General features: G+C 47.0%; 22 protein-coding genes. 11 read left to right on the top strand and 11 right to left on the bottom strand.

The window, feature by feature from the left end; all coding sequences use genetic code 11:
- Positions 1-109 precede the first annotated feature (109 nt).
- The 3 genes from JNN12_08020 to JNN12_08010 form a co-directional block, all read right to left on the bottom strand.
- On the bottom strand, positions 110-3,898 hold the full coding sequence (locus JNN12_08020; protein ID MBL7978275.1) for a DUF1508 domain-containing protein: 3,789 nt from the start codon (positions 3,896-3,898) through the stop codon (positions 110-112).
- A gap of 178 nt (positions 3,899-4,076) precedes the next feature.
- On the bottom strand, positions 4,077-4,808 hold the full coding sequence (locus JNN12_08015; GenBank protein MBL7978274.1) for a hypothetical protein: 732 nt from the start codon (positions 4,806-4,808) through the stop codon (positions 4,077-4,079).
- 5 nt (positions 4,809-4,813) lie between these two features.
- Positions 4,814-4,981: a hypothetical protein gene (locus JNN12_08010; GenBank protein MBL7978273.1), complete on the bottom strand. Its 168-nt coding sequence runs from the start codon at positions 4,979-4,981 to the stop codon at positions 4,814-4,816.
- A 301-nt stretch (positions 4,982-5,282) separates the two neighbouring features.
- Here JNN12_08010 and JNN12_08005 point away from each other — a divergent pair, with 301 nt between their 5' ends.
- The 3 genes from JNN12_08005 (at position 5,283) to JNN12_07995 (ending at position 10,519) form a co-directional block, all read left to right on the top strand.
- A complete protein-coding gene (locus tag JNN12_08005) occupies positions 5,283-7,001 on the top strand; it encodes a hypothetical protein (GenBank protein MBL7978272.1) in 1,719 nt (572 codons plus the stop codon).
- 14 nt (positions 7,002-7,015) lie between these two features.
- Positions 7,016-8,299 (top strand): tetratricopeptide repeat protein, encoded by a 1,284-nt coding sequence (locus JNN12_08000; protein MBL7978271.1) that lies wholly within the window; start codon positions 7,016-7,018, stop codon positions 8,297-8,299.
- A 246-nt stretch (positions 8,300-8,545) separates the two neighbouring features.
- Positions 8,546-10,519 (top strand): glycoside hydrolase family 13 protein, encoded by a 1,974-nt coding sequence (locus JNN12_07995; protein MBL7978270.1) that lies wholly within the window; start codon positions 8,546-8,548, stop codon positions 10,517-10,519.
- Here JNN12_07995 and JNN12_07990 read toward each other — a convergent pair.
- The 6 genes from JNN12_07990 to JNN12_07965 all read right to left on the bottom strand — a co-directional run bounded on the left by JNN12_07990 (position 10,492) and on the right by JNN12_07965 (position 15,555).
- On the bottom strand, positions 10,492-11,232 hold the full coding sequence (locus JNN12_07990) for a VanW family protein (GenBank protein MBL7978269.1): 741 nt from the start codon (positions 11,230-11,232) through the stop codon (positions 10,492-10,494). The genes JNN12_07995 and JNN12_07990 overlap by 28 nt on opposite strands.
- 153 nt (positions 11,233-11,385) lie before the next feature.
- On the bottom strand, positions 11,386-12,210 hold the full coding sequence (locus JNN12_07985; protein ID MBL7978268.1) for an NYN domain-containing protein: 825 nt from the start codon (positions 12,208-12,210) through the stop codon (positions 11,386-11,388).
- 69 nt (positions 12,211-12,279) lie between these two features.
- Positions 12,280-12,528, bottom strand: a complete 249-nt coding sequence (locus JNN12_07980; GenBank protein MBL7978267.1) for a hypothetical protein — start codon at positions 12,526-12,528, stop codon at positions 12,280-12,282.
- The gene (locus JNN12_07975) at positions 12,525-12,953 is read right to left on the bottom strand and encodes an ATP-binding protein (protein MBL7978266.1); all 429 of its coding nucleotides are present in this window, start codon (positions 12,951-12,953) and stop codon (positions 12,525-12,527) included. The genes JNN12_07980 and JNN12_07975 overlap by 4 nt, the downstream gene beginning before the upstream one ends.
- Positions 12,954-13,010: 57 nt before the next feature.
- Positions 13,011-13,373: an STAS domain-containing protein gene (locus tag JNN12_07970; protein MBL7978265.1), complete on the bottom strand. Its 363-nt coding sequence runs from the start codon at positions 13,371-13,373 to the stop codon at positions 13,011-13,013.
- 52 nt (positions 13,374-13,425) lie between these two features.
- Positions 13,426-15,555 (bottom strand): SpoIIE family protein phosphatase, encoded by a 2,130-nt coding sequence (locus JNN12_07965; GenBank protein MBL7978264.1) that lies wholly within the window; start codon positions 15,553-15,555, stop codon positions 13,426-13,428.
- 132 nt (positions 15,556-15,687) lie between these two features.
- Here JNN12_07965 and pyrR point away from each other — a divergent pair, with 132 nt between their 5' ends.
- The 8 genes from pyrR (at position 15,688) to JNN12_07925 (ending at position 22,837) form a co-directional block, all read left to right on the top strand.
- The gene (gene pyrR, locus JNN12_07960; GenBank protein MBL7978263.1) at positions 15,688-16,308 is read left to right on the top strand and encodes a bifunctional pyr operon transcriptional regulator/uracil phosphoribosyltransferase PyrR; all 621 of its coding nucleotides are present in this window, start codon (positions 15,688-15,690) and stop codon (positions 16,306-16,308) included.
- Positions 16,308-17,267: an aspartate carbamoyltransferase catalytic subunit gene (locus JNN12_07955; GenBank protein MBL7978262.1), complete on the top strand. Its 960-nt coding sequence runs from the start codon at positions 16,308-16,310 to the stop codon at positions 17,265-17,267. The genes pyrR and JNN12_07955 overlap by 1 nt, the downstream gene beginning before the upstream one ends.
- Positions 17,268-17,440: 173 nt before the next feature.
- A complete protein-coding gene (locus tag JNN12_07950; protein ID MBL7978261.1) occupies positions 17,441-18,187 on the top strand; it encodes a hypothetical protein in 747 nt (248 codons plus the stop codon).
- A 174-nt stretch (positions 18,188-18,361) separates the two neighbouring features.
- The gene (locus tag JNN12_07945) at positions 18,362-18,778 is read left to right on the top strand and encodes a DoxX family protein (GenBank protein ID MBL7978260.1); all 417 of its coding nucleotides are present in this window, start codon (positions 18,362-18,364) and stop codon (positions 18,776-18,778) included.
- Positions 18,771-20,093 (top strand): dipeptidase, encoded by a 1,323-nt coding sequence (locus tag JNN12_07940; protein ID MBL7978259.1) that lies wholly within the window; start codon positions 18,771-18,773, stop codon positions 20,091-20,093. The genes JNN12_07945 and JNN12_07940 overlap by 8 nt, the downstream gene beginning before the upstream one ends.
- Before the next feature lie 66 nt (positions 20,094-20,159).
- Entirely contained in the window at positions 20,160-20,912 is a 753-nt protein-coding gene (locus tag JNN12_07935; GenBank protein ID MBL7978258.1) for a hypothetical protein, read from the top strand.
- Between the two features lie 30 nt (positions 20,913-20,942).
- The gene (locus tag JNN12_07930; GenBank protein MBL7978257.1) at positions 20,943-21,575 is read left to right on the top strand and encodes a hypothetical protein; all 633 of its coding nucleotides are present in this window, start codon (positions 20,943-20,945) and stop codon (positions 21,573-21,575) included.
- 356 nt (positions 21,576-21,931) lie between these two features.
- Entirely contained in the window at positions 21,932-22,837 is a 906-nt protein-coding gene (locus JNN12_07925; protein ID MBL7978256.1) for a hypothetical protein, read from the top strand.
- Positions 22,838-22,944: 107 nt separating this feature from the next.
- Here JNN12_07925 and JNN12_07920 read toward each other — a convergent pair whose 3' ends face one another.
- A complete protein-coding gene (locus JNN12_07920) occupies positions 22,945-23,964 on the bottom strand; it encodes a zinc-binding dehydrogenase (GenBank protein MBL7978255.1) in 1,020 nt (339 codons plus the stop codon).
- Positions 23,965-24,190: 226 nt separating this feature from the next.
- On the bottom strand, positions 24,191-25,405 hold the full coding sequence (locus JNN12_07915) for a hypothetical protein (protein ID MBL7978254.1): 1,215 nt from the start codon (positions 25,403-25,405) through the stop codon (positions 24,191-24,193).
- Positions 25,406-25,418 lie beyond the last annotated feature (13 nt).

Here is a 25,418-nt window from a genome sequence, read left to right as displayed (position 1 = left end):
AATTTCGTTTAAGGATACAACTAAGCGGGAAATATCATTTCCGAAAACAAAAAAGGAAGATAGCGGATAACCATCTCCCTTTCAAAATATGTTAAAAGCGGTCAAAGGTTTAGGCTTCGTCTTTTTCTTGGACTTCTACCACAATAGCTTCTCCGGCATTTTTCTGAATGCTTTCGATGCTTTTCAGTGCAGATGCTTTTTGTTCGTACCCTTGACTGGCAAACATCACCTGGCCATTCGCCGCTTTAAATCGGAAACGGTATTCCCCTTTTTTGTCTTGATAAACTTCAAATTTATAGGCCATTGTACGTGTTGGTTTAGTGGAAGAATTGGTAGAAGATCCGGAGGTATCCGGATTGGTCTCGGAAGGCAGTGGTTCTTGATCGCCGAAGTTGGTTTCAAGAATCGCATCGCATCGGTACGCAGCTTTTTGTGCAAATTCACTAAAGCCGGACAAAAGCGTATGGATTCTGGCCTTCGTCTCCTGCCCTTGTTGGTGGTGTTGTCTTCGCGCTAAAACGCCCAGCAAGTGCAAGAGTTCCTCGAACCGTTCTTTGCGAAAATAGCGCACCCCACCCCACTCATGAACATCCATGTATTGCATAGCGAGCGGATCATTAAACAGATCGGTGACTACATTTTGCCAGATAGTGGCATTGGTTTTATGGGGCTTATACCAATTCTTCTGACTGGTTAGTAGGCAAACATATACCACAGCCACTCCAGCATCTTCGGCACTGAGCCCATGCTCCCGAAATACACGATGCATGGGTTTATCCAAAAGCCAAGCTTCAATAAATCCTCTACTCTTATGTCCCACATTCCGGCCATTTTTGCTGGTAAGGCGCCCGAGTTGGTTGACAGACAACCATCCTGCAAGGGTGGCATTCCGAAATCGTTTGATGTCCAGATAAGGATGCTCCGGCTCTGGATGTTCAATAGGTTCTTCATCCCCCCATCCCGGTGCTTCTGCTAACAAGGGCGCTGCTGCATCATGACTCCGACGGTGTTCATAGGCAATAACCGACTCTGAAAATTGTTGAATGTCTTGCACCAAACCATCAAAATCCACCTCCACACCGCCCGTACGGGATGCTGCTTCTCGGATAAAGGTGCCATACGTTTTGGCAAAGGTTTCTGGTTGGACTATATAGTGAGGCGAGTCGCTTTCAAATGCTTCAAGAAGCGAGCTGAGGACTTCTACGAACGGCTCGTGGAGAGGGCGAAGTTGTCGAAGTTTAATCTCTTCTTCCACGTTGGGGACGCCGTGTCCATGAAGGCTGTCGTGCAGGTCTCTATAAAGCCCAATGGTATCTTCAACCTCCCGAATTTCCGTAAATACCATGCTTTGGTAGCCGTTGAGGGTCATTAGAAAGCCGCGTCCCCAGACCACCGTATTAGAACGAAGGTATTCCAACCCACTGATTTGGTCGCGAAAGATGGTAAACCAATGGGCACCTTTTTTTAGTCCCAACGCTTCGGCTACATGTTGGGTTTCGATGTACGGATTTTCCGGAGATGTTTCACGCTGTTTATTGCGATACTTCACCGACGAACGGAAAATCCCCTGCGTTCGGTGATACGAATTGTTGTAGAGTACCAAAGCACGCTCTTTTCCAGATCGGTTTGTGAAAGCCAGCACACTCTCATTGACTTCACCGTCCTGTAGAAAGTCGTATAGCCGGAAGTTGGTCACTTCGGCGAATAGATAGCGTTTATGGGCAAGTGGAAAGATTTCTTTTTCATGACGTGCAACAAGGTGATGATCGGGTGTTTCATTATAATAGGCACGTCGGTACTCCATACCATATTTTTCTGAAAACCCTTCTATTTGGCCATGTCCGATCATGGGCAAGCCGGGTAGGGTTAACATGAGTGTGGTGACACCGAAATATTTATCCCCTTTACCAAACTGTTCAACCGCCGTTTTTTCATCCGGATTGTTCAGGAAGTTGACATATCGTTTCAAAATTTCCGGATCATATTCGAGGGTGGAGGTAATTTGTTGCCGGAACTCATCGTTGCGCTCATCGCGAAGCATGTGCATAAAAGCGGAGTTATACACACGGTGCATCCCAAGTGTTCGTACAAAATAGCCTTCCAGCATCCAAAACGCCTCGGCCAGCAAGAGGGTATCGGGCGCCTCCGTAGCCACACGATCCACCACCTCGCGCCAGAATTCTTCGGGCATGGCCTCTTCAAACTCGGCTTTGGTAAGCCCGTACTCCGATCGGCTTGCCACATCTCCCCCTTTTCCTGGCTCCGGAAACCACAAGCGATGGATGTGGCGTTTGGCCAACACCATTGCAGCATCCAATCTAATAACCGGAAAATCCTGTGCGACTCGTAAAATAGTTTGAATGACGGCTTCTTTTGCCTCTGGGTTCAGGAAGTTGATTTGTGCGGTATCATTCCATGCCAGTCCTGTTCCGTCGTTTCCATGATACAAATATCGCTCTTCCCCTGTTCTGCGGTCTAACCGTTTAAATACCACCGCCGCATCCGTTCTGTCATAATAGTGATCCTCCATAAAAATGCCGATATGAGGATCGTCCGATAAATCCTCATGCGTGAAAGAATAGGACGGGTATGGTGACTGTGGTAATTGGATGAACCGATCGGGGTGATGTAAAACCCAATCACCGTCTAAGCCTGTATGGTTCGGAACCATGTCTGAGGCAATGCGGATTCCCCGCTTCCATGCACGGGCCTTTAAGTTAAGAAAGGCTTCACGTCCACCCAACGAAGCGGCCACTTCGTAATCATAAAGCGAATATGCCGAAGCCGTGGCTTCAGGGTTTCCCATGCGTTGCTTAAAACGTTCCGAAGCCTTGGAGCGCTCCCAAATGCCGATAAACCAAAGTGCTGTAATGCCCCATGTTCGGAGTTTGTCCAATTCTTCGTCTGGGATCTGGTCTAATCGGCTAATTTCATGCCCATATTGTTGGGATAATTGGTAAAGCCAGACTAATGTGGACTTTGCGATCATCACCACATTCGGCATCCAATCCAAGTCTTCACTAAAGGCTTCTGGTTCATGTGCGCCATCTTCCTCGATAATGGCCCGCATGCCTTTCTGCCAATCGCGTCCCGCAGGGAAGGAAGGCGGAGGTGCATCGGGCGTCATGGAAAAAAAAGGACGTATTTCTTCGCGAATATAGTCTTCACCGCGCAGAAGACGAACCAGAAAAGAAGGGTTTAAGTCCGAAAGACGATGCCCCCAACGTCCACGGAGATAGGCCAATTGTTCAGCCAAAGAATGGGGGTAATGCCGGAACAGATGGGTCAGCATTTCTAATAAATCTGCTTCTTCATTACCTATCTCTTCCGACGGTGCGTCGGCAGTTATACGCGGTGCTTTGGAAACCCAATAGGTCTGCAAAGTTTCCCAAACCTGTAGGTATGGGGTATGTTGAATCAAGTCAGCGTCGTCGAACAACTCCTTAAGCGGCGCAAAGGCAGGATTTTGGTTGGCCAACCGCAACAAGGTTAATTCCTCCAGCAAGGCACCCTCCCGCCCTTCGATGTATTGACGGGGTGTTACTTGACCACTCAAAACCCTATCTGGCGGAAACTGTTCTACAAATGCCAAAAAGGTTTTTTGTAAGGCAACTTCTCCAATCCGGTTACGCAGGGCATGGTAAGATTCCAGCATGATGTCGCGCCCGGATTTCTGCTTGTACCACGTAATAATACTACCCAGGGAGTCCAATATAAGCGCACCTGCACTGAGGTCGCTGGCACGTATAGATTGTTCTGGGGAGCGGTCTGCATTCAATTTATTTGCGATCACTCGTGCAGTATGCAGATCCTGAAAATCTCCTATTGGAGTAGGCGGGAGGTGGTACGCCAGAAAAATTTGGCGACGCAGAAAAAAACTTCTTTGAGGGGCGTTCATTGATCTTTATGTGGTGCGTGACGACAACTGGATAGTGTGCGCCGAAGGGTGAAAATGTCTTGGCGTCAAGATAGGAATTTGTGCCTTACTTTAAAAATAGATAGACCAGATAATTTCATCGAAAAGCACACCGCCTTCCCGAATCCGAGAAAGCAGTGCGCTTAATAGAAAAGAAGCTTTAAGTCGCTGCTAAGTGGGTGGTATCTGTGTCGGAAGGATTAATCCGAATATCCGTTGGATCAAGTGGCGAGCCATCTCGTGATCCCTGTTTTGCTTTCGCAAGCCAGTTTTCACGTTCCAATATCTCAAGCCTTCTTTTTAGCCTTAGATTGTTTTTAAGTGCGTTTTCGAGCAACTCTTTCAGGTCTGAAATTCTGACAACCTGTCGGTGTTGCAGTTGTTCGAGCTTGGAAATGCGTTCTCGATAGCGTCGAATTTTTTTAGTGTACTTTTCTTTCAAGGCTTGGAACAGGGCTTCATTCTCACGCAGATAGCCGATAATCTCGTTTTGCTTTCGAATTTTTTCCGCTTGGGCGAGGATGGTCTTATTCGCAACGCGGAGTTCCTCAGGGTCTGCTAATGGTGGGGGAGCGTGGGCAGTTTGGTGGGCACGATGTTGAGCCTGAGTTATTTGGTTGACAGGCTTTGCTTCAACTTTAGGTATTCTACCAAAGTGAGGATTTAAACTACCACTCTTTTGAGTAGCGTGAGAGATTACATGTTTGGGCTTCCGAGACTCTGGGGGACGGAACGTCCTGTAAACCCATTGTATAAATTGGATGAGCAACCATCCTGAACCGACGATAATGAGGATGGGAAAGAATGTGATCACAACAACTAAAAATGCCTTGAATTTCCAGCCGTTGCGGTTGCCGTGGTAGGCAAGGTAATGTTGTGGAAATGGAAACATGGCGGTTATAGTTTAGGAGGTGACGGATCATGATTGTGGCAATACAGTTCGGTTACAGTCACTAACGCAGCCAGTGCAGAATCGTCATATAAAGAATTAGGCGCGTTCACGTTTTGGTGGGCGTGGCGGTTGCAGGGTTCGGCAGTTGCAGACGGGGTTGCGGTGTGGAACATGTTGGTTTTTGGTTTGTTGGTAAAACGAAGTCATCTTTGACTTAGCGAGAAGCTAATATGGGAACGTTCCCAGTGTCAAGACTTGGAAAATGTGTACACCATATGACGCACAATCTGCACTTTAAAAACTATTTGTGCGCACATGACACACACAGGATAATATTACATTGAAATAACAGTGAATAGACGATTTTGGTTTATAGAGGTTTCATAAGCCACAGTCACGTACAAAAAATTTAATATCTATGTAATTTTTGGCATATTTTACACATTCGTTTCATGACCAAAAGGAGTTATAGCTATGACACCCGATGATAAATATCCAGAATCATTGTTTAAAGAATTGCATGATCAGGTAGTGCGTGCGTTTGAAACATCGGAGTTTTATCAATCAAAATTTGGTGATACGAAGATAAGTAAAAGCCAGCTTTATGGTCGTGGAACGTTTGCAGCGGAATTGCCGACGCTCCAAGTGGCGGTTCGTCAAAAGACGGGGGTCAGGTTCAGCAAAGAATGGCTGTATAAACGGGTCTTAGAAGGGCAGAAAAATGCAACAGGTCATTTTATAGTGACGCTCGACAACAAAATCTTATACGATGGTCTTGCACAATACCTCGATTTCACAGATTTTGCGGCGTTTGCGGCATCACACATCAATCGTTTGCCTCCGGTTGTACCAGCAAAAAGCAATATAGGAAGCCTCCTGAACCCCTTTGCAGAATTAGCAGGTTTATACGAAGCATACATCGTATTGCCTCAAACGCGCACCATGTCTGTGTTGGTTGTACTGCTGAATAAGGAAGGTAAAGTACAAATACGTTCTAAATTAACCGCTATAAACCGTTTTTATAAGGGTACATTAGAATTGGTACCTCGCAGCCGGATTTTGTTGGGAGCATTCGAACTTAAAGATCCTGATTTTGAGAAGCATAAATATTACAAATACTTTTTTGTCCTCCGAGATCGCTTTGAAGTGAGATCGCCTTGGCCTAAAGGGGTAATTACCGGGGTTTATGCTGGGAAGGGCAAGCGTAGCGAGGATCCGATGGCAGGGAGAATTCGTTTGTACCGGGTTAAAGAGGAATATGATGGAATTGAAGATGATTTTATGGCTTATGAGCCTAAAGAAATATCGCTTCAGAATCCTGATTTCTTTGATGAGATACGGGATAAAAAAGAGTTGATTCCCTTTTTTTCCGGCAACAGGGATGATTTTATGGAATCTGTGGCCCTGTTTGAACAATTAGAATTAATCGAAAAAACCCATCCGGTTGCAGGAATCAAGAACGTGGCAGGTTGTTATTTGTGTTATACGCTGGCAAGCGATCGTAAAACGATCTTTGAACGCCCCGTCTGTATTCAGCCCAATGGCATTGCGATGATGCGTTTGGCTACGCCGCCCACGGCGCTTTATAGAGGGCGTGCCGTAAAACTAAACGATATGCTGCTCTCCATTCGGTTTCACACCCGTACAGACGAGCAAGACCAACCGTATTCGGGATACTTTCTGTTCTATGCCACCAATACACCACGCTCGGATATTAAACGAATCTTTGGAACTTTTGTATCCGCCAATGACCGCAAACAGCCGTTAGCCGGACGGGCCATTTTGATTCCCGCTGAAGGAGCATTTGACAACTTGGTAAGCCGCAAAATCCAACTGTTTTCAGATGACTATAACGAATTGGACCGCTGCGAAAGCAACCTAATGCGCTTCTTAACCGGAGATGCGAATAACCTAATCAAGTCTTTTCGAGACATAGACAGCCCTTTTGAAAAGGAACAAGACTATGCCGATATCTATTTTGGCGCAGCTTGTTACAAAGCCTCTACCGCGCCCACTCAAGCGGCGACATTGTTGGGATATGCGTTTATGCATGGATTTAGGGATTGGGACAAACTCCATATGGAAAAAACATCTGGCTTTTTACAACATTTAACTTCAGATCATTGGGAACAAGCGAAAAGTAACATTGATAGCCGGCTTCATCCGGTCTGGGAAGCCGGGCTTGGGGTATAACCATGCACAACAACATGAAGAACCTTTTCATTTTTCTGGCTCTGTTGGGGCTGTGTTCTTGGAGGGTGGACGCACAATCCACTTCTGTGGTGACGGAAGCGCGGACTTTGATCGGAGACGGGCAGTATGTAGCAGCTATTCAATTATTGAAGGGCGCGGCAGATTCTGGGCAAAAGTCGCCCGAAGTACTTCATTGGCTGGGGGTGGGGTATCATTCCGCACTTCAATTGGACCAAGCAGTTGCCACCTTTCAGGAAGCAATTCGCCAGCAACCAGCCATCCGTACTTACCTGAGTTTGGGTAGATCATTTATTGCTTTGGGGCGTCGCGAGGAAGCCTTGCACGTGTATGCACAGGCCCTTCAAATGGATTCTACGCACCAAGCCGTGATAATTGAAAAGGCCCGCCTTCATGCAGGTCTTCGGGAGTTTGAAGCCGCCGCCCGCTATTACCACAAACTAATTGCACGAGATTCCTCAAATGCCTATTTAATGCTCCAATTGGCCGACTGTTACAAAGGACTGGGCCAAGCAGATGCGGCCATTATCGGATATGAACGTGTCAGACGCATACGGGCAACCCAGGTACGGCCCTATTTGGAGTTGTTCCAGCTTTATACGGCAAGGAAAGCCTATCTTTCGGCCATGCGCGTGATGGACGATGGTCTTCGGGCAATGCCACACCAAACGGCACTGCTCAAGCGCCGTGGAGATCTTTATGCCTTGCAAGACCAGTACCAAAATGCTTTGGCCGAGTATGAAGAAGCATATGCCCGTAAAGACACTTCATACTCGCTCCTAAGGGCAAAAGGCATTGCACATTACCGACTGGGGCAATATGAAAAGGCCATTCCGTTGTTGCATAAAGTGCTCACAGAAAACGAGGCTGGCGGTTTAGATCAAGTTGCGGCGTTTTATCTGGGAAGTGCTTTTCAACAACTTAAACGGTATGATGAGGCATTTACTTGGTGGGACAAGCTTTATACGGAACTGGCCAAAGGCTTGCTTCCAGATGTTCTAAACCAGTTAGGGAAAAACTACGACGGCCGAAGCCTGTCACAAAAAGCAAGAGAAACTTATGAGCTTGCCCACAATATAGATCCTAATAACGCCAATGCCTTGTTCTTTTTAGGGGTATGGCACGACGATAAACAAGTAAAGAACAAAGCAATTCAATACTTTGACCGTTTTTTGCGTGCCGAAGGCGGGAATGTAATCTACAAAAATTTGGCTACACAACGGTTATTACAACTTCGCCCTCCCAAGCCGCAAGCGACACCCAGCAAGCCACGAAACTAAGCCAGAGCAAACAGTCGGCTGCATTTATGCAAAGAATACCTTCCTTTGAAACATCAATCGTTGAAGTTCTTGTTTTACATGATTAGCGGTGACGATCAAATACAAGACCCACTCCCAAAGTAGTGCCTCTGACCAGCGCTGATTCATCCAAAAAGTATCGGGAAGCACATTTCCAAGGATATGTCGGATTTTTTTGCCAAACCCGTCATAAATCCATTAACTTAAGCATTCACAACCTTTCATTGAATGTTCCAAACGAGAATAACCGAAACGCCCATGCTAAATCGCCTTTTACTCCTGTTGTTGGTGGTGTTGGTAGTACCCGGATGCCGCAAAAGGCCCCAAGTGGACAAGAACACTGTTTATTCGGTTCCCGAAATTTCCGAAGATGTTCTTAAAAAAGTGCCTGAATGGGCCCAAAAAGCAATTTGGTACCAGATTTTTCCAGAACGTTTCCGCAATGGTGATCCCAACAACGATCCTCGCATGGCTGATATGGAAGGCGCATGGCCACATACCAAGTTTCCTGGATGGAAGCCTACTTTTTGGGGGCAAGACTGGTTTGCGCAAGAAGATTGGGCGCTTACCTCGGGCAAAGATTTTTACTTTACGGTGCAAGCCAGGCGTTATGGCGGCGACTTTCAGGGCATTATAGACAAAATGGATTACCTCAAAGACTTGGGCATTAATGCCATATACCTCAATCCCGTAAATGATTCACCCTCGCTCCATAAGTATGATGCCCGAAATTATCATCATATGGACCGGAACTTCGGTACAGATCCTGACGGAGATATGGCCATGATGAAGCGTGAAAAACCAGAAGACCCCAGTACATGGGAATGGACATCGGCAGACAAACTCTTTCTTAAACTCATCGAGACGGCACATAAACATGGGATTCGGGTGGTGGTGGATTATTCTTGGAACCATACAGGGAAACAATTCTGGGCTTTTCAAGATGTCATGAAAAACGGCAAAAAATCCAAATTTGCAGATTGGTACTACATAGACCAATTTGATGATGTGGAAACGCCCGATACCAATGAGTTTGTTTATAGAGGCTGGGCGAATGTGAAAGAGTTGCCTGAACTTAAAAAAGTGGATGTCAAAAACCGCATTCAGGGCCGTGCCTATGAAGGCAACCTACATCCGGAAGTGAAGCAGCATATTTTTGCCGTCACCAGCCGCTGGATGGATCCTAACGGTGATGGCGACCCTTCGGATGGCGTAGATGGTTTCCGTTTGGATGTGGCCGAACAAGTGCCATTGGGCTTCTGGCGGGAGTATCGCAGGTTTGTGCGTGGCCTTAATCCGGAAGCGGTGCTGATTGGCGAAATCTGGTGGGAAAAATATCCGGATGTCATGACGGACCCTGCGCCATATTTGCAGGGCGATGTGTTCGATGGCGTGATGAACTATCGTTGGTATAAGAGCACCCGCGAGTTTATCGGTTACATTACCCCCGCCATGAGCGGTGCACAATATGCGCGTGAGTTGGAGGCCCTGAAAAAAGGCATTGCCGAACCCTTTCAAAAAGGCATGATGAACGTAACCGGAACCCACGATACCGAGCGTTTACAATCATCGTTATTTAACAAAGGACGGTATAAAGTAGGGGTTAATCCACGGGAGAATAAAGGCTTTAAAGTGGGGAAACCAGATCCGGTATCTGTGGAGCGACAAAAGATGTTATTGGTACAGCAGTTTACATACACGGGCGCTCCTCAAATTTTTTATGGGGACGAGGTGGGCATGTGGGGTGCGGATGATCCGGACAACCGTAAACCGATGCTGTGGGACGATATCGCCTTCCAGAACGAAAAATCCGTCCCATTTAAGGACATGACTCGCTCGGACGACGTGTTGACGCCTGATACGGGTTTATTGGCTTTTTATAAGAAATTAATTGCCATGCGCACCCGTTATGCAGATCTTTTTGTGGAGGCCCCCATGGAAGTAGTCTTTGCCCGCGACGGCTCGGATGTCGTGATCTATCGGCGTGCAATGCCCAATTCCAATAAAATGGCACTGATTTTTATTAACAAAGGAGCCGGATCTATTCCGATGAATGGCAACCTTGTTGGAGATATTCAACAGGCCATGAAGTTTATTAACCCACTCAATGAAGCAGAACAATATACCGTAACCCCCGAGCAGCCAAACATTTCGTTTTATCTGGGCGCTCGAAGTTATAAAGTATTGGTTTCGGGTGAATAACATTGGTTGAACCGATATACCGAGGTCGCTGCCTGTTGAGGAGCGGCCTCTTTGTCCTTCTGGATGTAGGTTTGGACAATACGACGCTGGTTCTCATCGGGCAGGCGCATAAACGAAACAACCACGGGTGCCCAATCCGAAGCATAACAAAACGAAGCGGTTAATTGCTCTTTGCCTACCTCAATCAGAAATTGCAATGGTTCTGCATATGGATTTCGTAACCGTAGGTCTTTGTGTCCGAAAGCGACCGCTGCATCCGCCCCCAACGGAGTAAACCGTTCTGCCTCGGTATAAAGGTCTTGCGAGTGGGCATGACGTTCCTCTATCTCAATATCGCAACATAACGCCAAGTGGTACAGAATGCCAGCCAATTGGCACAGTCCGCCGCCGTCATCGAGAACTGGCCGACCTTCCACCAATGAACGGGAGGGCAAAAACCCCCGTTGTTGCGAAGGACGTCCCACTAAATGCCAAAAAGAGAAGACCTCGCCTGGCGCAACAACCAAGCCATTTATACAAGCAGCGCCTTTATAAATATTGTGGTGCTTTGCCTCAAAACTTTCGGTTCGACGGATTTGCTGCTGGAGGACATGACGGACGGGCCACCGAGGAGGGACACATTTTTTGCTTAGTGTTATTCCGGAAGCAAAATCCTGAAGCCTACGCTGTGCATACCGAAGCCTGCCAGACAAACGACGTTTAAGTGAGGTCATTTTTTTAGAATTAAAAGTATGCCCCAAAGTCGAAGCGAATACCTTTTTCGAAGCAAAGCATGTACCGGTAAAGGGCCAGTAAATATAAGGGGCGCAACGAAAAGATCGAAACGCCCTACAGTCTTTGTTCGTTCTAACGGAGACTGCTTATCACTACCACGTGAGCAGTTTTATTTCTTCCGCTTTCAAGCCACGTTCGTTTTCTACCACCGTAAACTCAAAAATATGGCGACTACTCGGCAATTGATATTGCACGGAGGTATTGTATAATTCTGAAAAATGGAAAAAGGCACTCTCGAAAAAGTCCGGATTGCGAACATCATTTAAATAGAGCGAGTGGGGAATCTGCTTGAGAAAGGTCATCGAGCCAATGCCTTTGTCGGGATTATAGCGGCTACACCAGCCCCGAACCCGTGTTCCAGATGCCCCCCAGTTATCGCGTTCCAGAATATTGGCCATCGGAAGCAAGTTGGGAATGATATATCCGGACGTGAAGTAGTCGGCCTCTGTACGAAGTTGATTGGAAATGTTTTCGAAGGCCAATACCTCTACCCGAACGCCCTTGTTCTGTAGTGCCTCCACCAGTCGGACAAAATCACCATCTCCAGTGGCCAATAAAACACGGTCTAAATAATCGGACTGTAACATCATGTCCACCACCATGTCTATATCGGCATTGGCCTTTGTATAGGTATTTCCTTCATCGTCTTTGTACCGAATGACATCTTTAATCACCACCTTGTATCCAAGTGCCCGAAGCGCATCATGGAAAGACAACGCCTTGTTCCGGTACATCAGATCCTCTAAAGAACGTTCACGATCAAAAGACACATAAGCGTTCATGCGGACAGGCTCCGAACCATCCCGGCAGGCGTAATCCCGAAGGACGTCATACTGCATTTTAAAGCCACCATTGTAATACAAGTTGCTACTGTCCACATAAATTCCGACTTTGTTGCCTGATCTTGGGTTGTTCATATGATTTAATCACTCCTTAATAAACACGATAATGCGTCTATAATGGTTAAAAAGAAAAAAGTCAAACGGTTAATAAGGTTCTTTGATGAGGTTTTTTTTGGCTATTTCCCACCATTTTGGATAGGGAAAAGTACTCGGCATATGCAGAGCAAAGTTAAAAATAACAACAATATAGCGTGTAGTAGCCGTGGGTAAGGCGTTGGTAGCAAGATAAAGTTTTGCCAAAAACAAAAAAGAACGGCGAAGGATACGAAATAATGCAGTACGAATGAAAGTGCTTGCTTTAAAATAAATTGAAAAACGTTTAGGAGCGTTCAAGATTTACCGTTCAAGAATCGTTTCTTTACCAAGTAAACTTCATTGTAACCGTCAAAAATCCGATAATCTACTTCATCCATAAGCTTGTTCATCAGGAAAACGCCCCAACCTCCCCCTTTTCGCGCATTGATCGAGGCACGGAGGTCTTGTGGATGGTGGTACTGTTCCCGCTGAAACGGAATGCCACGGTGGCGCAGACTGATCCGGAAGGCCAGTACATCCACTACGACCACTACTTCGATGGCTTCGGTGTTTTTTCGTTGATAGGCGTGGTCAATGATATTGGTACAAGCTTCATCTACGGCCAATTTGATGTGTTCGATCGCAAATTCGGGAAAACCAGCTATGTTTGCGTGGGCTTCGATAAAACGACGCACGTCTGCCAAGTAGCGTTTATCGCTCGGCACTCGGAGGCTATATTGCATCGTTTGTTGTATCATAAGAGTGTCGCTAAAGACAGCGAACTTTAAAAATGACATTGGTTAATGGCGCAATTCTCCGGCCATAAATTTAGCTTCAGCTTCTTCCAAGGTTGGCAATACATCAAATAAATGTGGGAAGCCTAACAGATCGAAGGTGTCATATACCTGTGGTTGTAGGGCCACAATTTTGATGTCGCCACCGCTTTCTCGTACTTCTTCGACAAAGGCCATAAATACACCAAGACCAGCACTGGAGATATAACGCAGGTTTGCGCCATTGATCACCAAAGCAAACTTGCCATTGCTTAAACTGGTCTGGATGGCCACTTCTAAGTCTTGTGCCGTGTGTGCGTCTAATTCGCCATTCAAATCCAAGATTTGGGCGGCGGGCGTGGTTCTAAACGTAACCGAAAAACTACTCATGAGGATGAAGGGTAAATGGAGGTTTCGGATATACGGACATTTTTCAAGAAGGTTACATATGTGTCCGCACAGATTGCCCATGCCATTTCAGTACAATCAAGGTGAGGTCATCAAAGTACCGGAGGTCTCCTGTAAACTGGTTTAAATCTGCCAGGAGGGCGGCATGGATCCCCGCAGCATCTTCTTGCCGACACTTCTTGAGGGCTTCTGTTAATCGTTCATAGCCATAAGGCTCTCCCATTGCGTTACGGCTTTCAATAACGCCATCGGTATATAAAACAAAGACATCACCGGGTCTTAGCGGGAGGGTAATGGGAATAAATGTTTTTGCGAGAACCTTCGAATTGGTCAGTCCCAGCCCCAATCCACCTTCCCGTAGTTGCCTCACTTGGCCGTGAAGATCTATGTGAATGGCTGGTGAATGTCCTGCCCTAAGCATGGTTAAGGTTTCCGTATCTGCATCCAATAACCCTGCAATGGCCGTAATAAAAATATTTTTTTCTTTTTGTACCGAGAGTGCTTCATTGGCTTTCAACAAGAGCGTTCGCGGGTCTGCATCGGATCGGGCGAGGGCATGATACGTTCCTTTGAGTGCGGCCATATAAAAGGCAGCCGAGGTCCCTTTACCAGAGACATCGCCGATAATAAAGCTATAACGGTTTGCATCTGCCTGTACAAAATCAAAATAGTCGCCTCCCACTTCATGTGCAAACTCATACGAGGCAAACAAGGAGGCGCCCGGGATTTCCGGGAGTTTGTCGGGGAGCAAGCGTTTTTGGACTTCGCGTGCAATCGCCAACTCACGCCCCAGCCGTTCTTTCTCGATGCGTTCTTCGAATAGGCGTGCATTGTCTATAGCGAGCGCCACCTGATCGGCAAAAGCGCCTAAACTCTTTGCATCGTCCTCGTCGAATCCATCGGCCAAGGTTTTGCCAACAAATAATGCGCCGATTACTTCGTTTCGGGTAATAAGGGGCATCATGGCCAAACTACCAATCTCGTAACCGGGTGTATGAATGCGATGGTCGCGCACGGCGTGGTTGAGAATCAGCGGTTCACGGCGGGTTTGAAGTTCTGCATAAAACGCATCTAAGTCTATCCACCGTGTCAACTGTGATTCAGCAATACCCGTCATCGCAGCCACTTTTGGACGAAGCGTACCTGTTCGGGCATCCGAGAGGGCGAGCCATGCTATTTGTTCTTCTCCCACAAACTGTCGGACGGACTCTAAAACGAGTTTGGGCAGATGCTGGGCATCAAAAACTTGGCCGACCATTTGCGTAAGGGCACGCATTGCGGCCAAGTCGTCGGTCTTGCGTTGAAAATCGCCTGAAGTGGGAAGATGGAAAATAAGAGAAAGCAATGTGGTAACACTGTACAAAATCCCCAGAACCAAGGTCAAGGTAAGCGTTAAGTTGAGTGCAAAACTATATTGTGCTACAAAGGGATCCGCTTCCCAGATAATAAAGTTCCATTTGCGCATGGGTACGGCCTCGCTAAAGGCGGCAAAAAGAACCAGTAACATAACCAAACTTACGGCAAGCCCAATTATTTTTTGTCGAAACGGCAGATAGGCAACCCACGAAAGGCGGAAGACATTGATAATAATGGTTGCACCTGCAAATACGATGGCAAACTCCACCACATAAGGGATAGGAATCATCTTCTCTAAAACCACGGCACCAAAGGTACCAACCAAACTCCAGAGCAACATATACCAGTTTCGGACGGTAACAGCGGTGCGCTTAAACAATACCAATTCGCGTAATTGTACCAATAAGAAGGCCCCGCCTGCACCCTGTAGAAACGCCATACCACAAATCACCAAAACGCCTGGAATGGTTCGGTCTGGAATTTTGTGGGTAAAAAACCACATGCCCTTTTCGTAGTGTAGCCCAAAAAGACCGCTCAGAAATACAATACCCAGCATCACCAACGACAGAGACCAAAGCGCACGAATGGGACCCAGTTTGCGTTGCTGAAAATGATCTGCCAGCAGTTGATATACCAATCCAAACGTGGCAGCAACGGCCAATTCGGCCAATACTTCGCGCCACCGTACATTCCATCCACCCCAGACTTCAAGATGAATATGATACACAACCGTACAGGCAAACAATATACCCGCTGAAAGGCCAAGTATGATTTGTTGTGTACGGAGGCTTAGAGATCGAAAACCCATGGGGTGATAACGCGATATTTGGCGAAGTAAAAACGAACATACCGCAAAGTAGAACTTTTTGTTGCGATACAACGATCTTAACCAAGTTTTTTTGCCTCGGTGCGATCCACATGTTGTACCTTTCTGGTTATGATGCAAACCGAAGACCATATTAAGGCTCAACTAATGGATGCTGCGGACTTAGACCGGACGTTGTCGCGGATGGCTCGTGAAGTGACTGAAGTATTTGAGCCTAGCACACTCTCCGCATCTAATCTGGCATTGGTGGGGATGCAGACCCGTGGGGTATATTTGGCCCGACGATTGCACCGTAAAATTCGGGAGGCAGAAAACACTTCGGTTAATTTGGGTATTCTTGACCCCACCCTCTACCGCGACGACGTGCGGAAACGCCTCCACCAACCACTGGTACGGCGTACCGAGATTTTATTTGATGTTAATGATGCGCATATTGTATTGGTGGACGATGTACTGTTCACCGGACGTACAGTGCGTGCGGCGTTAGACGCCCTGCTCGACCTGGGCCGCCCGTCAACCATTCGGCTTTTGGTACTGGTAGATCGGGGATTGCGCGAGTTACCCCTTCAGGCAGATATTGTGGGGCGTTTTGTTCCAACAACCCTCGGAGAAGAAGTGCGGGTGAAACTACAAGAATATGACAAAGAAGAGGGGGTTTGGTTGGTTGATGTCCCCACACACAAACGCAAAAGCGGAAACAATCCTGATTTTGGCCAACGAGTACACAAGCATTGATGACACAACCGCTTACCACGCTCCACCATCGGCACCTATTGGGCTTGGCCACATACAGTCCGGAAGAAATTGCCCTGATTCTTTCTACGGCACGAGCGTTTCGGGAGGTGCTCCGGCGCCAGATTCCCCGTGTCCCGTCTCTGCGCGGCCTAACGGTGGTAAATCTTTTTTTTGAACCTTCCACCCGCACCCGCATCTCGTTTGAGTTGGCAGAGAAACGACTCTCTGCGGATACCGTGAATTTTGCCTCCTCAGGCTCGTCGGTTTCAAAAGGGGAAACCCTCAAAGACACAGCACGGAACATAGAGGCCATGAAGGTGGATATTGCGGTTATCCGTCATAGGTCTCCTGGAGCGGCGTATTTTTTGACGCAGTGTATAGATGCCGTGGTACTTAATGCTGGTGACGGTGCACATGAACATCCCACACAGGCCTTGTTAGACCTCCTTACAATTTCTGACATTTCGCCCCGTTTGGAAGGCTTAAATGTATCCATCATTGGCGACATCATGCACAGCCGTGTGGCACGCTCCAACCTGTATGGCCTGACGAAAATGGGGGTTAATGTTACGCTCTGTGGTCCCAAAACCATGATGCCATTTGGCGTTTCACAATTTGGTTGCCGTGTTACGCACCGTCTGGAGGAAGCTCTCGAAGGGTGTGACGTTGCTATGGCGCTCCGCATCCAGTTGGAGCGACAAGACACGAGCCTTTACCCCAGTTTGCGTGAATACCATAACCAGTTTGGTATTAAGCGGGAACACTTGGATCGGTATCCCGACTTGCGGATCATGCATCCGGGGCCTGTAAATCGGGGAGTGGAATTGGCCAGCGAAGTAGTGGATCATGAGCGGGCCGTTATATTGGATCAGGTAACAAATGGGGTCGCTACCCGAATGGCCTGTCTGTATTTGCTCGCGGGAGGACAAAATCCGGCTTCTCTTGCGGAAACCGGATGATCGGAACCAAGCCCATGGTGTTCGATATTCTTTATGGAAATTGCCATAAATCTGACACCATTTCTCTTACAGCATTGGCGTAAAAGTGAAACAGCTCTGTGACAACTTGCGGGTTTCGGCCTCGTTAAATTGGGTGTAGCAATACAAGATATTCCACTTTAAATAATACTGTTATGAAAACCAAAATCTTTACGTACACCCTCAGCGTCTTTGCTTTTGTACTTACCCTTTTACCCAATTTTGTCACCGCACAAAATCCTCGTCAGGAAATGCGACCAGATCGTGCAGCCCTCTCGTGGCGTTTAGCCGCCGATTTACAGTCCACCCTTACCAAAGAGCAGAAAGTCCAACTTTTTGAACGCATGGAACGCGTCAAAGGACACCATAAAGACGCGATCGGCTCTGGAGGCCCTTTGATGGGGGCGCGTCAAGCAGGTCGTGGTGCGGGTATCACCCCGCTAGGGCCGGTCGGTAATGTATTAACCCAAGAACAAAAACAAGCCTTGATGCAAAAATACCATGCCGAAATGCCAGGTAACCAAATGCGGGAAGCGCATCAGCGGGCAATGGCCGAAGCCCTCAATCTTACAGCCCGCCAGCAAGAACAATTGGCAGCGCTTAGGGCCGAAACCCAAAATAAAATGCAGGCACTGCGGGAGAATGCCAAGTCCGGCAATCGTCCTGCCAACCGTACAGCAATGCAACAAATTATGGAAGAAGCCGAAGCCGCCCATGCACGCATTCTAACGCCGCAACAACTCGAAACGGTCAAAATTCATCGTGCAATGGTTGCGGGAAAAAAGATGAACCGCGATGCCGCACCAAACCAACGTATGCGGAAAGCAGGAATGCGGCAGGAGCGTTCAGGATTTATGCAAAACCGTGGCCGCGGTTTTAGGGGAATGAGAGGCCGTTTTTAAGCCATTCTCCAGATAGATAGGCATCCACCCAAAAGCCGCCAGAATCAATCCTGCGGCTTTTTTGTATATTATAGTGGCTCCACCCTGTTTTTTATCCAAAATGGTAAAGAGTAAAACCCAAACAATTTTTCTAACGTCACCCAAAAGCTAAACATGATACCCCAGATGAAAAAAATGAAGCCTTATGTTTATGCCATCGCCCGTTTTTCGCTGGGCATGATGATGATGCTCCATGGTTGGCCCAAAATATCTGGCGGGATAGAAAAATGGAACTCGTTAGGTGCCGCAATGGAAAACTTTGGAATCTACTTTTTTCCGGTTTTCTGGGGGTTTATGGGAGCAATTGCCGAATTTCTGGGAGGAATACTGGTGGCTGTGGGGCTTGGAACGCGGATTGCTGCCGCATTTGTGGTCATGACCATGATGGTGGCTGCAATGGCACACCTTGGAAAAGGAGAACCCTTCATGGAAGCCGCCCATGCCATTGAAACTGGTTTGGGATTTTTATTGATTTTATGTATAGGCGGGGGGGCTTATAGTTTAGATCGGATGTTCTTTACCTCTCGCACCGATCAACCTGCCGATGATTGACCGTTTCAACATGCTCCGTTTATCTATTCTACTTATGGTGTTGACACTGCCCGCGTGTCATGCACAAACTCCTTGGCGTTCGAAACGAAATGTCCCCTTGGTGCAGGATAACCCCGATGTACCGTTTCGTGATGGCGGAAAAACGACCATGCCTCGTTCACAACAAGCAACACTCATTCGCCAAGACCCGCTTTGGCGAAGGGCGATTGGGTTGCATTATGATGCCTTTGTAATGGACGGACACATAGACGTCCCCACCCTGATGGTATCGGATCCCAATTATCAATTTCGCAGGCGTCATAAAACACCGCCGCATGTGGACTTACCGCGTATGGTGGAAGGGGGGTTGGATGCTGCTTTTTTCTCGATTTATGTGGGATCGGAATATCCAGAGGGCCGAGAATCCATCAACAGGGCGAAGGAAGAGATTTTTTATCTACGGCGGCAATTAGAGGGGCTTGAAGACTCTGTACGTATCGTTACTTCTGCCGCTGACCTCCGAAATGTCACAAGCACAGGTAAAAAGGCAATCCTATTGGGCATTGAAGGGGGGCACGCCATCGCAAATGCCGACTTCGAGGTACTTCGCCACTTCCATAATGAAGGTGTTCGATACATTACCCTGAGCCATGTAAATACAAACTCTTTTGCCGACGCTTCACAATCACCACCGAAATGGGGTGGACTCAATGAAGCCGGACGAAATCTGGTACAGGAAATGAACCGACTCGGTATTTTGGTGGACCTCTCGCATGTGGCAGATTCTACGTTCTGGGATGCACTTGCGGTCTCCAAATCCCCCATGATTGCCTCGCATTCTTCTGCTCGGGCGCTGACCGAGAATGTACGCAACATGACCGACGACATGATTCGGGCCTTGGGCCAACGGGGGGGAGTGGTGATGGTGAACTTTATGGAAAGTGTGGTGAACCGCCAAATGACCAAAGCCGTGATGGAGGAGGTCTATGAACGGCTCCGAAACGACTATAACAATAATTATTACATGATGTGGCAAGTGATTTCGATGGTGCAGCGCGAAAAGGGTTTACGACCAGGCAACTTAGATGATGTAATTGCACACATTATCCATATCGCCCGCATTGCCGGAGTGGATCACGTGGGTTTAGGGTCCGACTTTGACGGGGCTACCATGCCGGATGGACTCGAAGATGTCACAAAACTGCCCTATATCACTTATAAACTCCTTAAAGCGGGGTTTTCTGAAGTGGAGGTCCGAAAAATTTTGGGTGGGAATAGCCTTCGTGTTTTAGCCGAAGCAGAGCGCATTGCTGCATCTCTGAAAGGGGCGCCATGAATTGTTATTCCGTTGCAAAAACAGATAAGATATGCAGAAAGGAATGTAACCTAACGCAATAAAGTAATGAAAAATAAATCAATACTCTTTTTAAAAAAGCTAACCTATTTAACGTCTTGTTTGACATTAACTTATTTGTTTATTTTGATGTTTCCAGGTTTTATTTTTGCATATTCAGTAACTTACAAACAAGTCTCGGTTTATTCTGACCGTAAAATAGACAAGAATATTTATGCAGTCGTTGAAGATGCTTTAACCAGGATTAAAAGATCTGAATTATATAATAATGAAATCCATTTTGATATCTATATCTGTAACGACCTTTGGAGGTTAGGCTTTTTTACACAAGGAAATACCTTAGCAGGAGGGATTGCACAATACAATTTTACACGTGATATTTTCATAAGAACAAGTAATATTAGAGAGAACAAAATAATTCCTCCGGATGAATGGTATTCTGCTAATAAACCCTTTTCATTTCAGGACAGACCCCTTTCCTATTACTTTGCACATGAAATGACACATATCTTGCAATCAAGATATACAGGTAGGGGGAGTTGGAGATATCCCGCATGGCTCACTGAAGGCTATGCCGACTACATCGGAAAGGGAGGAAATTTTGATTTTGATCAAAACCTACACTTATGGCATAAGGATGCGCCAGAACTTGACCCTTCTAAAGGTTTATACAGGTTATATCATTTAAAAATTTCATATCTATTAGATAAACAAAAAAAGTCAATAAAAGACCTTTATAAACGTATTCCTAATGACGATGTGCTTACCCGAAAAATATGGTCATTGAAACCAAATCAATAATTTTTTAAAAAATAGTGTTTATAGTTAAAAATGTACACGCAGAAACTCTTACAACTAAAACGTGAAGATGACAACCTCCGGCAAAAATTGCTCAATGAAGGCGTGCTTTTTCAGGGATACCATACAGAAATGGAGGCATTACATAACCGTAATGGTGCTGTTTTAGAAGAAATCATAGACCAAATCGGGTACCCCTCTTCCGAAAAAGTGGGAGAGGATGCAAGCGAGGCTGCCTGGCTAATTCTCCAACACGCCATTGCCAATCCAAGATTAATGAGAAAAGGAGCTGCTTTGTTGGCACAAGTGGTACAAGAAGGCCGTGAAAGTCCGGTTAAACTGGCCTATATCACCGATCGGATTGCTGTTTTTGAAGGGAGGCCCCAGCCTTATGGAACCCAGTTCGATTGGGATGAGCATGGAGAACTGTCACCATCTCCCTATGACACCTTAGAGGCCGTTAACCAACGGCGGGCCGCCATTGGACTGTGTGCGCTTGAAGAGCAGACAGTCCTTATGCGTGAAAGGGCCAAGGCTGAACACCAAATCCCCCCAAAAAACCGCGCGGAACGTCTGGCAACCTATGAGAGGTGGCGAAAATGTGTGGGATGGGAGCCCTCGCGACCTGATGATCTTGTTCCTGATGGTCCGCCTGAGTCTATGTAACGTATGCTCCATGATGATACTTCTATGTTGTTTGCCCTATCGGCTGTATGTGTCGCATTACACAGAAAAAAATATTTATTACCTACTTAATTTATCACAATACGGATCTTGAGATATTTTTTATAGCTATGTTGGATTTTTTTGCGGCAACTTGGGGCAATATTTTGTATGTTATATCCCAATATTACCAAATTTTGACATGGAGCATCCTGAAATGGCATTGTTCAAACCAGTATGCTTCTCGTGGTTGTGTTGTTGGGAGACGTTGGCGAATAGGCCAGATTTCTACCTTCATCCACATATTCTGAGCAAGTATGTTGCGAAATATGTTCACATCTTGGATAACATGCGCGACGATGATGTTTTTCGCTGCCTGTACTCCAACGGAATCTACTCCTTCCACCGATGGTTCAGTAACGCTTTATGCGGTTACTACTGGCGCCGACAGTACCTTTGCTGCTGAGCCATTGATGGAACCCATTGTCGTTCTTAAAGGGGGGAACTTTGAAAAGCCTATCCCTAATTTACCGGAAAACAGCACCACAGAGGCATTTGATCAGGCACTTAACAAAGCCATAAGCCGTTTTTTTCCGGCTAATGGTAAGTTTAGTTTGTACATAGGTGGGGTCCTAAGTGGAAAAGTACAAATAACCGCCAACAACGAGGGTGAAGGTGGTGATTCTGCTGGATTGGCAAATCCGGTAAAAATCATTACCAATGCGTTAAACGCCGAGCGCTTTGCCATTGCCGCAAACTCGGAGCAGTTTAATGCCCCGGGACGAAAGACGCGCAAACTAACATCGCAAGAAGAACAGGCAATTTTACCCTTAGCCAGATCGGCATTTAGCGAAAATGGTGTAAGTCCGGCCCTATTGGACAGTATCCAAACCCAAGCCATTCGGGTGTATGATCTGAATGGAAAAGGTGTGGAAACCGTTATCGGTGATTTTATAATTGAACATCGGTCTTCTTCCGTCGAAGGGGAAGCAACCATTAGCCGAGAACTGCTCTTTGTCATCGCCGAAAAGGTACAAGGCAACTTTGTGATGCGCGTTTCAGCTTTTGGCAGTAGTGGAGAATTTGCCACCGAGGACTCCCAGATGATAGACCTGATCGATGTATTGGATGTGGATGGAGACGGAGTATTCGAGGTGATCGCACGGCGGAATATGGCCGAGTCTTACGACTTCGCAATCTATAAAAAGCAGGGGAACGACTGGCGTGTGGCCTATCAAGGAGGAGGTGGAGGTGTCGCGAATTGAGACATTTCCGTTGTATATACCTCTTCTATTTGTAGCCAGATTCTAACGACTCAGGGTTCCATCTGAATACAAGCTTGGGAGGTCTGTTCCTGTTACTATACCTCGATTTAGGTACAAGTCAGGACTACTTTGCCAAAGTTTTTTCGGTCTTCGATGTATTGATGCGCTTCGGCAATGTCGGCTAATGGGAAGGTGCGATCTACATGAGGGGCCAACCAACCTTCTTCAACGCCTTTCATCAGGGCATGGCCCCACGCGGCTACTTTGGTTTGTTCGCCCCACAAATGACCCATATTTACCCCAAAAGCGCCCCTATTTTCCAGCAAAGACAATGGTGACCATAAAGGTGCTTTCAGTAGAACGGGGATAAAACGTAGCATTCCGGGCAAGCGAGACGCTGTGACTTCTGAGACACCGAACATACCAAGACGTCCTGTGGGTCTTAGAAGTTGGTAGTTTTTCTTCCAATAAGAACCGCCAATCGGGTCTAAAATTAGTTCAAATCCTTTCCCATTTGTAAGACTACTCACTACTTGGGGCCAATTGGCGTTGCGATAATCCACAGCATGGTGCAATCCAATAGCTTTTAGGCGTTCATGTTTGGCCGGACTTGCCGTTCCAATCATTGTTGCGCCTATTTTTTTGCCAATTTGTATCGCTGCCATACCCACCCCCCCTCCGGCATTGTGGATCAATACGGTTTCATCTGCAGAAAGACTCCCCATAACCACCATCAATTGCCAGGCCGTAAGGTAATTAACTGGAATGGCGGCAGCCTGTTCAAATCCTATTTCCTTGGACTTCGGAAAAATCGCGGACTCTGGTACGCACACCTTGGTTGCATTCCCCCGAAATCGGGTGAGGGCAATCACCTCTTTTCCCAACAAATCGTCTGATATCCCTTCCCCAATGGCATCCACGACACCACTGACTTCGTATCCTACCACAATGGGTAATGGCTTGGGGGCATCGGGGTATAACCCTTTCCGGGCCAGAATGTCTGCAAAGTTCACCCCACTTGCCCGCACAGCTACCCGAACTTCCCTTTTTCCGGGCATAGGATCGGGTACTTCTTCGATCCTAAATACTTTGGGGCTTCCAAATTGTGGGATACAGGCTTGAATCATTGGGAGTGATGGTCTATTGAAGAGGGTGCGCCCTGCTTTTTGGGGCAGAATCATTTGTAAGATACAAAAGATCGGGTTAATTCGTTTAGCCGTTTTCGGTCTTATTGGCTATAAATCGCCTTTTCTGCATGTTCTTTAGGCTTCACAACGGGCTACTTACAACCCTAACGGATCGAGCCAGAAACAGATAATGGTTTGGCGATGAACAGGGAACGTTGGTGCGTATTTAAGGGATTAGTTCAAAGAAAAAATATGCCAAGACGTTCCCATTCACTTGGATTTCCACCTTGTGCGTACCGGAGAAAAGCGGGCGTGTGGTCATGTTTCGTCGGAGTGGGTGTCTTTTTTCGACATGAATGGTTTCGCCAGCAGACAGGTTTATGGTACGTAGCTTAAAGATTTTCTTGTTGGCCCGCTGCCCTAATTTGCTTTGAAAGTATAAAACATAATCTACCACCAAGTTTTTGCTTTCCTCTGTTGTCAGACAAAAGGAAAACCACAGGGCTTCACCCATTCTTACCTCAAGGCTGTGCTGCACCGACGTTAGTGTGATCCCGCGATGGTCTCCATAACCCAATAATGCCAATGCGGCCGGTAATCCCGTTTTCACCAAGGTCCGCAAGGCATGTTTTTGCAAAAAAGCCATCTCGGTGGCTGTCTGGCCGCCTTGTTCGGTCCATACAGAAAGCCGTTGGAGCACGATTTCGGGGTGGGTTTTGGAGAGATCGTTCAGATGATTGGCTACACTACGGGTGACGTAGCGGGTTGGGTCGGTATAAAGGCGATCGAGGATTGGGAGGGCTTTTTCGGGGGATGAAATGAGTTTTTGGGACCACGGCAGTTTGGGGCGGCTGCCCTCGCTGCACAAGCGGCGGACGTGATAGTTCGGGTCTTGCGTCCACTCGAGCAAGGTGGAGAATGCTTCTTCGGGGAAGGCATTGATGAAATAACGGATGGCATCTTCGGCAGAGAAACGTTTGGTGATTTCACGCAATGCAGCCATCGAAAAAGCCAGATGTTCTTGGGTACATCCATAATGTGCGACAAAATCCCCAAACGGAGCATGGATAAAGTCGCCAAAATCATCGTCTGTCCTCCACTCGTCTAAAGGCGCTGGAAGGGCCTCCAAGAGAATGGCTACGGCCTGACGATAATCGCTTGGTAAATAGGTGTGCAGACAAGTTCGTATGTGTACAATCCGTTGCTTAAGTTCCAAAACAGGAAAAGAAGCCACCACATCAGCTATAAAATCGGCGGATTGAAAGCCGGGGAATACACGGGCAAGCTGTTGGGCCAACTGGGCCACTTTGTCGGGATTGAACAGATGATCTTTAAGCGAGAACTTTTCTTCCATATAGCAACATGAACAATACGGTGAATGAAGGATTTTGACCCGTCCTTGCGAGCAGAATTCATCTGCCACCGTTAAGGTAAGGCCCAAGACGTCTCGGTTT

It is taken from the genome of Bacteroidetes Order II. bacterium (assembly GCA_016788705.1).
Taxonomy (GTDB): Bacteria; Bacteroidota; Rhodothermia; order Rhodothermales; family UBA2364; genus UBA2364.
Note: the sequence above shows the minus strand (reverse complement) of the source record. Positions and strands in the feature narration are given on the sequence as shown.

Bases quoted from the DNA above. Each gene is read 5' to 3' on its own strand.
- JNN12_08020 (MBL7978275.1), bottom strand. From the start codon at position 3,898: ATGAACGCCCCTCAAAGAAGTTTTTTTCTGCGTCGCCAAATTTTTCTG.
- JNN12_08015 (MBL7978274.1), bottom strand. From the start codon at position 4,808: ATGTTTCCATTTCCACAACATTACCTTGCCTACCACGGCAACCGCAAC.
- JNN12_08010 (MBL7978273.1), bottom strand. From the start codon at position 4,981: ATGTTCCACACCGCAACCCCGTCTGCAACTGCCGAACCCTGCAACCGC.
- JNN12_08005 (MBL7978272.1), top strand. From the start codon at position 5,283: ATGACACCCGATGATAAATATCCAGAATCATTGTTTAAAGAATTGCAT.
- JNN12_08000 (MBL7978271.1), top strand. From the start codon at position 7,016: ATGAAGAACCTTTTCATTTTTCTGGCTCTGTTGGGGCTGTGTTCTTGG.
- JNN12_07995 (MBL7978270.1), top strand. From the start codon at position 8,546: ATGTTCCAAACGAGAATAACCGAAACGCCCATGCTAAATCGCCTTTTA.
- JNN12_07990 (MBL7978269.1), bottom strand. From the start codon at position 11,232: ATGACCTCACTTAAACGTCGTTTGTCTGGCAGGCTTCGGTATGCACAG.
- JNN12_07985 (MBL7978268.1), bottom strand. From the start codon at position 12,210: ATGAACAACCCAAGATCAGGCAACAAAGTCGGAATTTATGTGGACAGT.
- JNN12_07975 (MBL7978266.1), bottom strand. From the start codon at position 12,953: ATGCAATATAGCCTCCGAGTGCCGAGCGATAAACGCTACTTGGCAGAC.
- JNN12_07970 (MBL7978265.1), bottom strand. From the start codon at position 13,373: ATGAGTAGTTTTTCGGTTACGTTTAGAACCACGCCCGCCGCCCAAATC.
- JNN12_07965 (MBL7978264.1), bottom strand. From the start codon at position 15,555: ATGGGTTTTCGATCTCTAAGCCTCCGTACACAACAAATCATACTTGGC.
- pyrR (MBL7978263.1), top strand. From the start codon at position 15,688: ATGCAAACCGAAGACCATATTAAGGCTCAACTAATGGATGCTGCGGAC.
- JNN12_07955 (MBL7978262.1), top strand. From the start codon at position 16,308: ATGACACAACCGCTTACCACGCTCCACCATCGGCACCTATTGGGCTTG.
- JNN12_07950 (MBL7978261.1), top strand. From the start codon at position 17,441: ATGAAAACCAAAATCTTTACGTACACCCTCAGCGTCTTTGCTTTTGTA.
- JNN12_07945 (MBL7978260.1), top strand. From the start codon at position 18,362: ATGAAGCCTTATGTTTATGCCATCGCCCGTTTTTCGCTGGGCATGATG.
- JNN12_07940 (MBL7978259.1), top strand. From the start codon at position 18,771: ATGATTGACCGTTTCAACATGCTCCGTTTATCTATTCTACTTATGGTG.
- JNN12_07935 (MBL7978258.1), top strand. From the start codon at position 20,160: ATGAAAAATAAATCAATACTCTTTTTAAAAAAGCTAACCTATTTAACG.
- JNN12_07930 (MBL7978257.1), top strand. From the start codon at position 20,943: ATGTACACGCAGAAACTCTTACAACTAAAACGTGAAGATGACAACCTC.
- JNN12_07925 (MBL7978256.1), top strand. From the start codon at position 21,932: ATGATGTTTTTCGCTGCCTGTACTCCAACGGAATCTACTCCTTCCACC.
- JNN12_07920 (MBL7978255.1), bottom strand. From the start codon at position 23,964: ATGATTCAAGCCTGTATCCCACAATTTGGAAGCCCCAAAGTATTTAGG.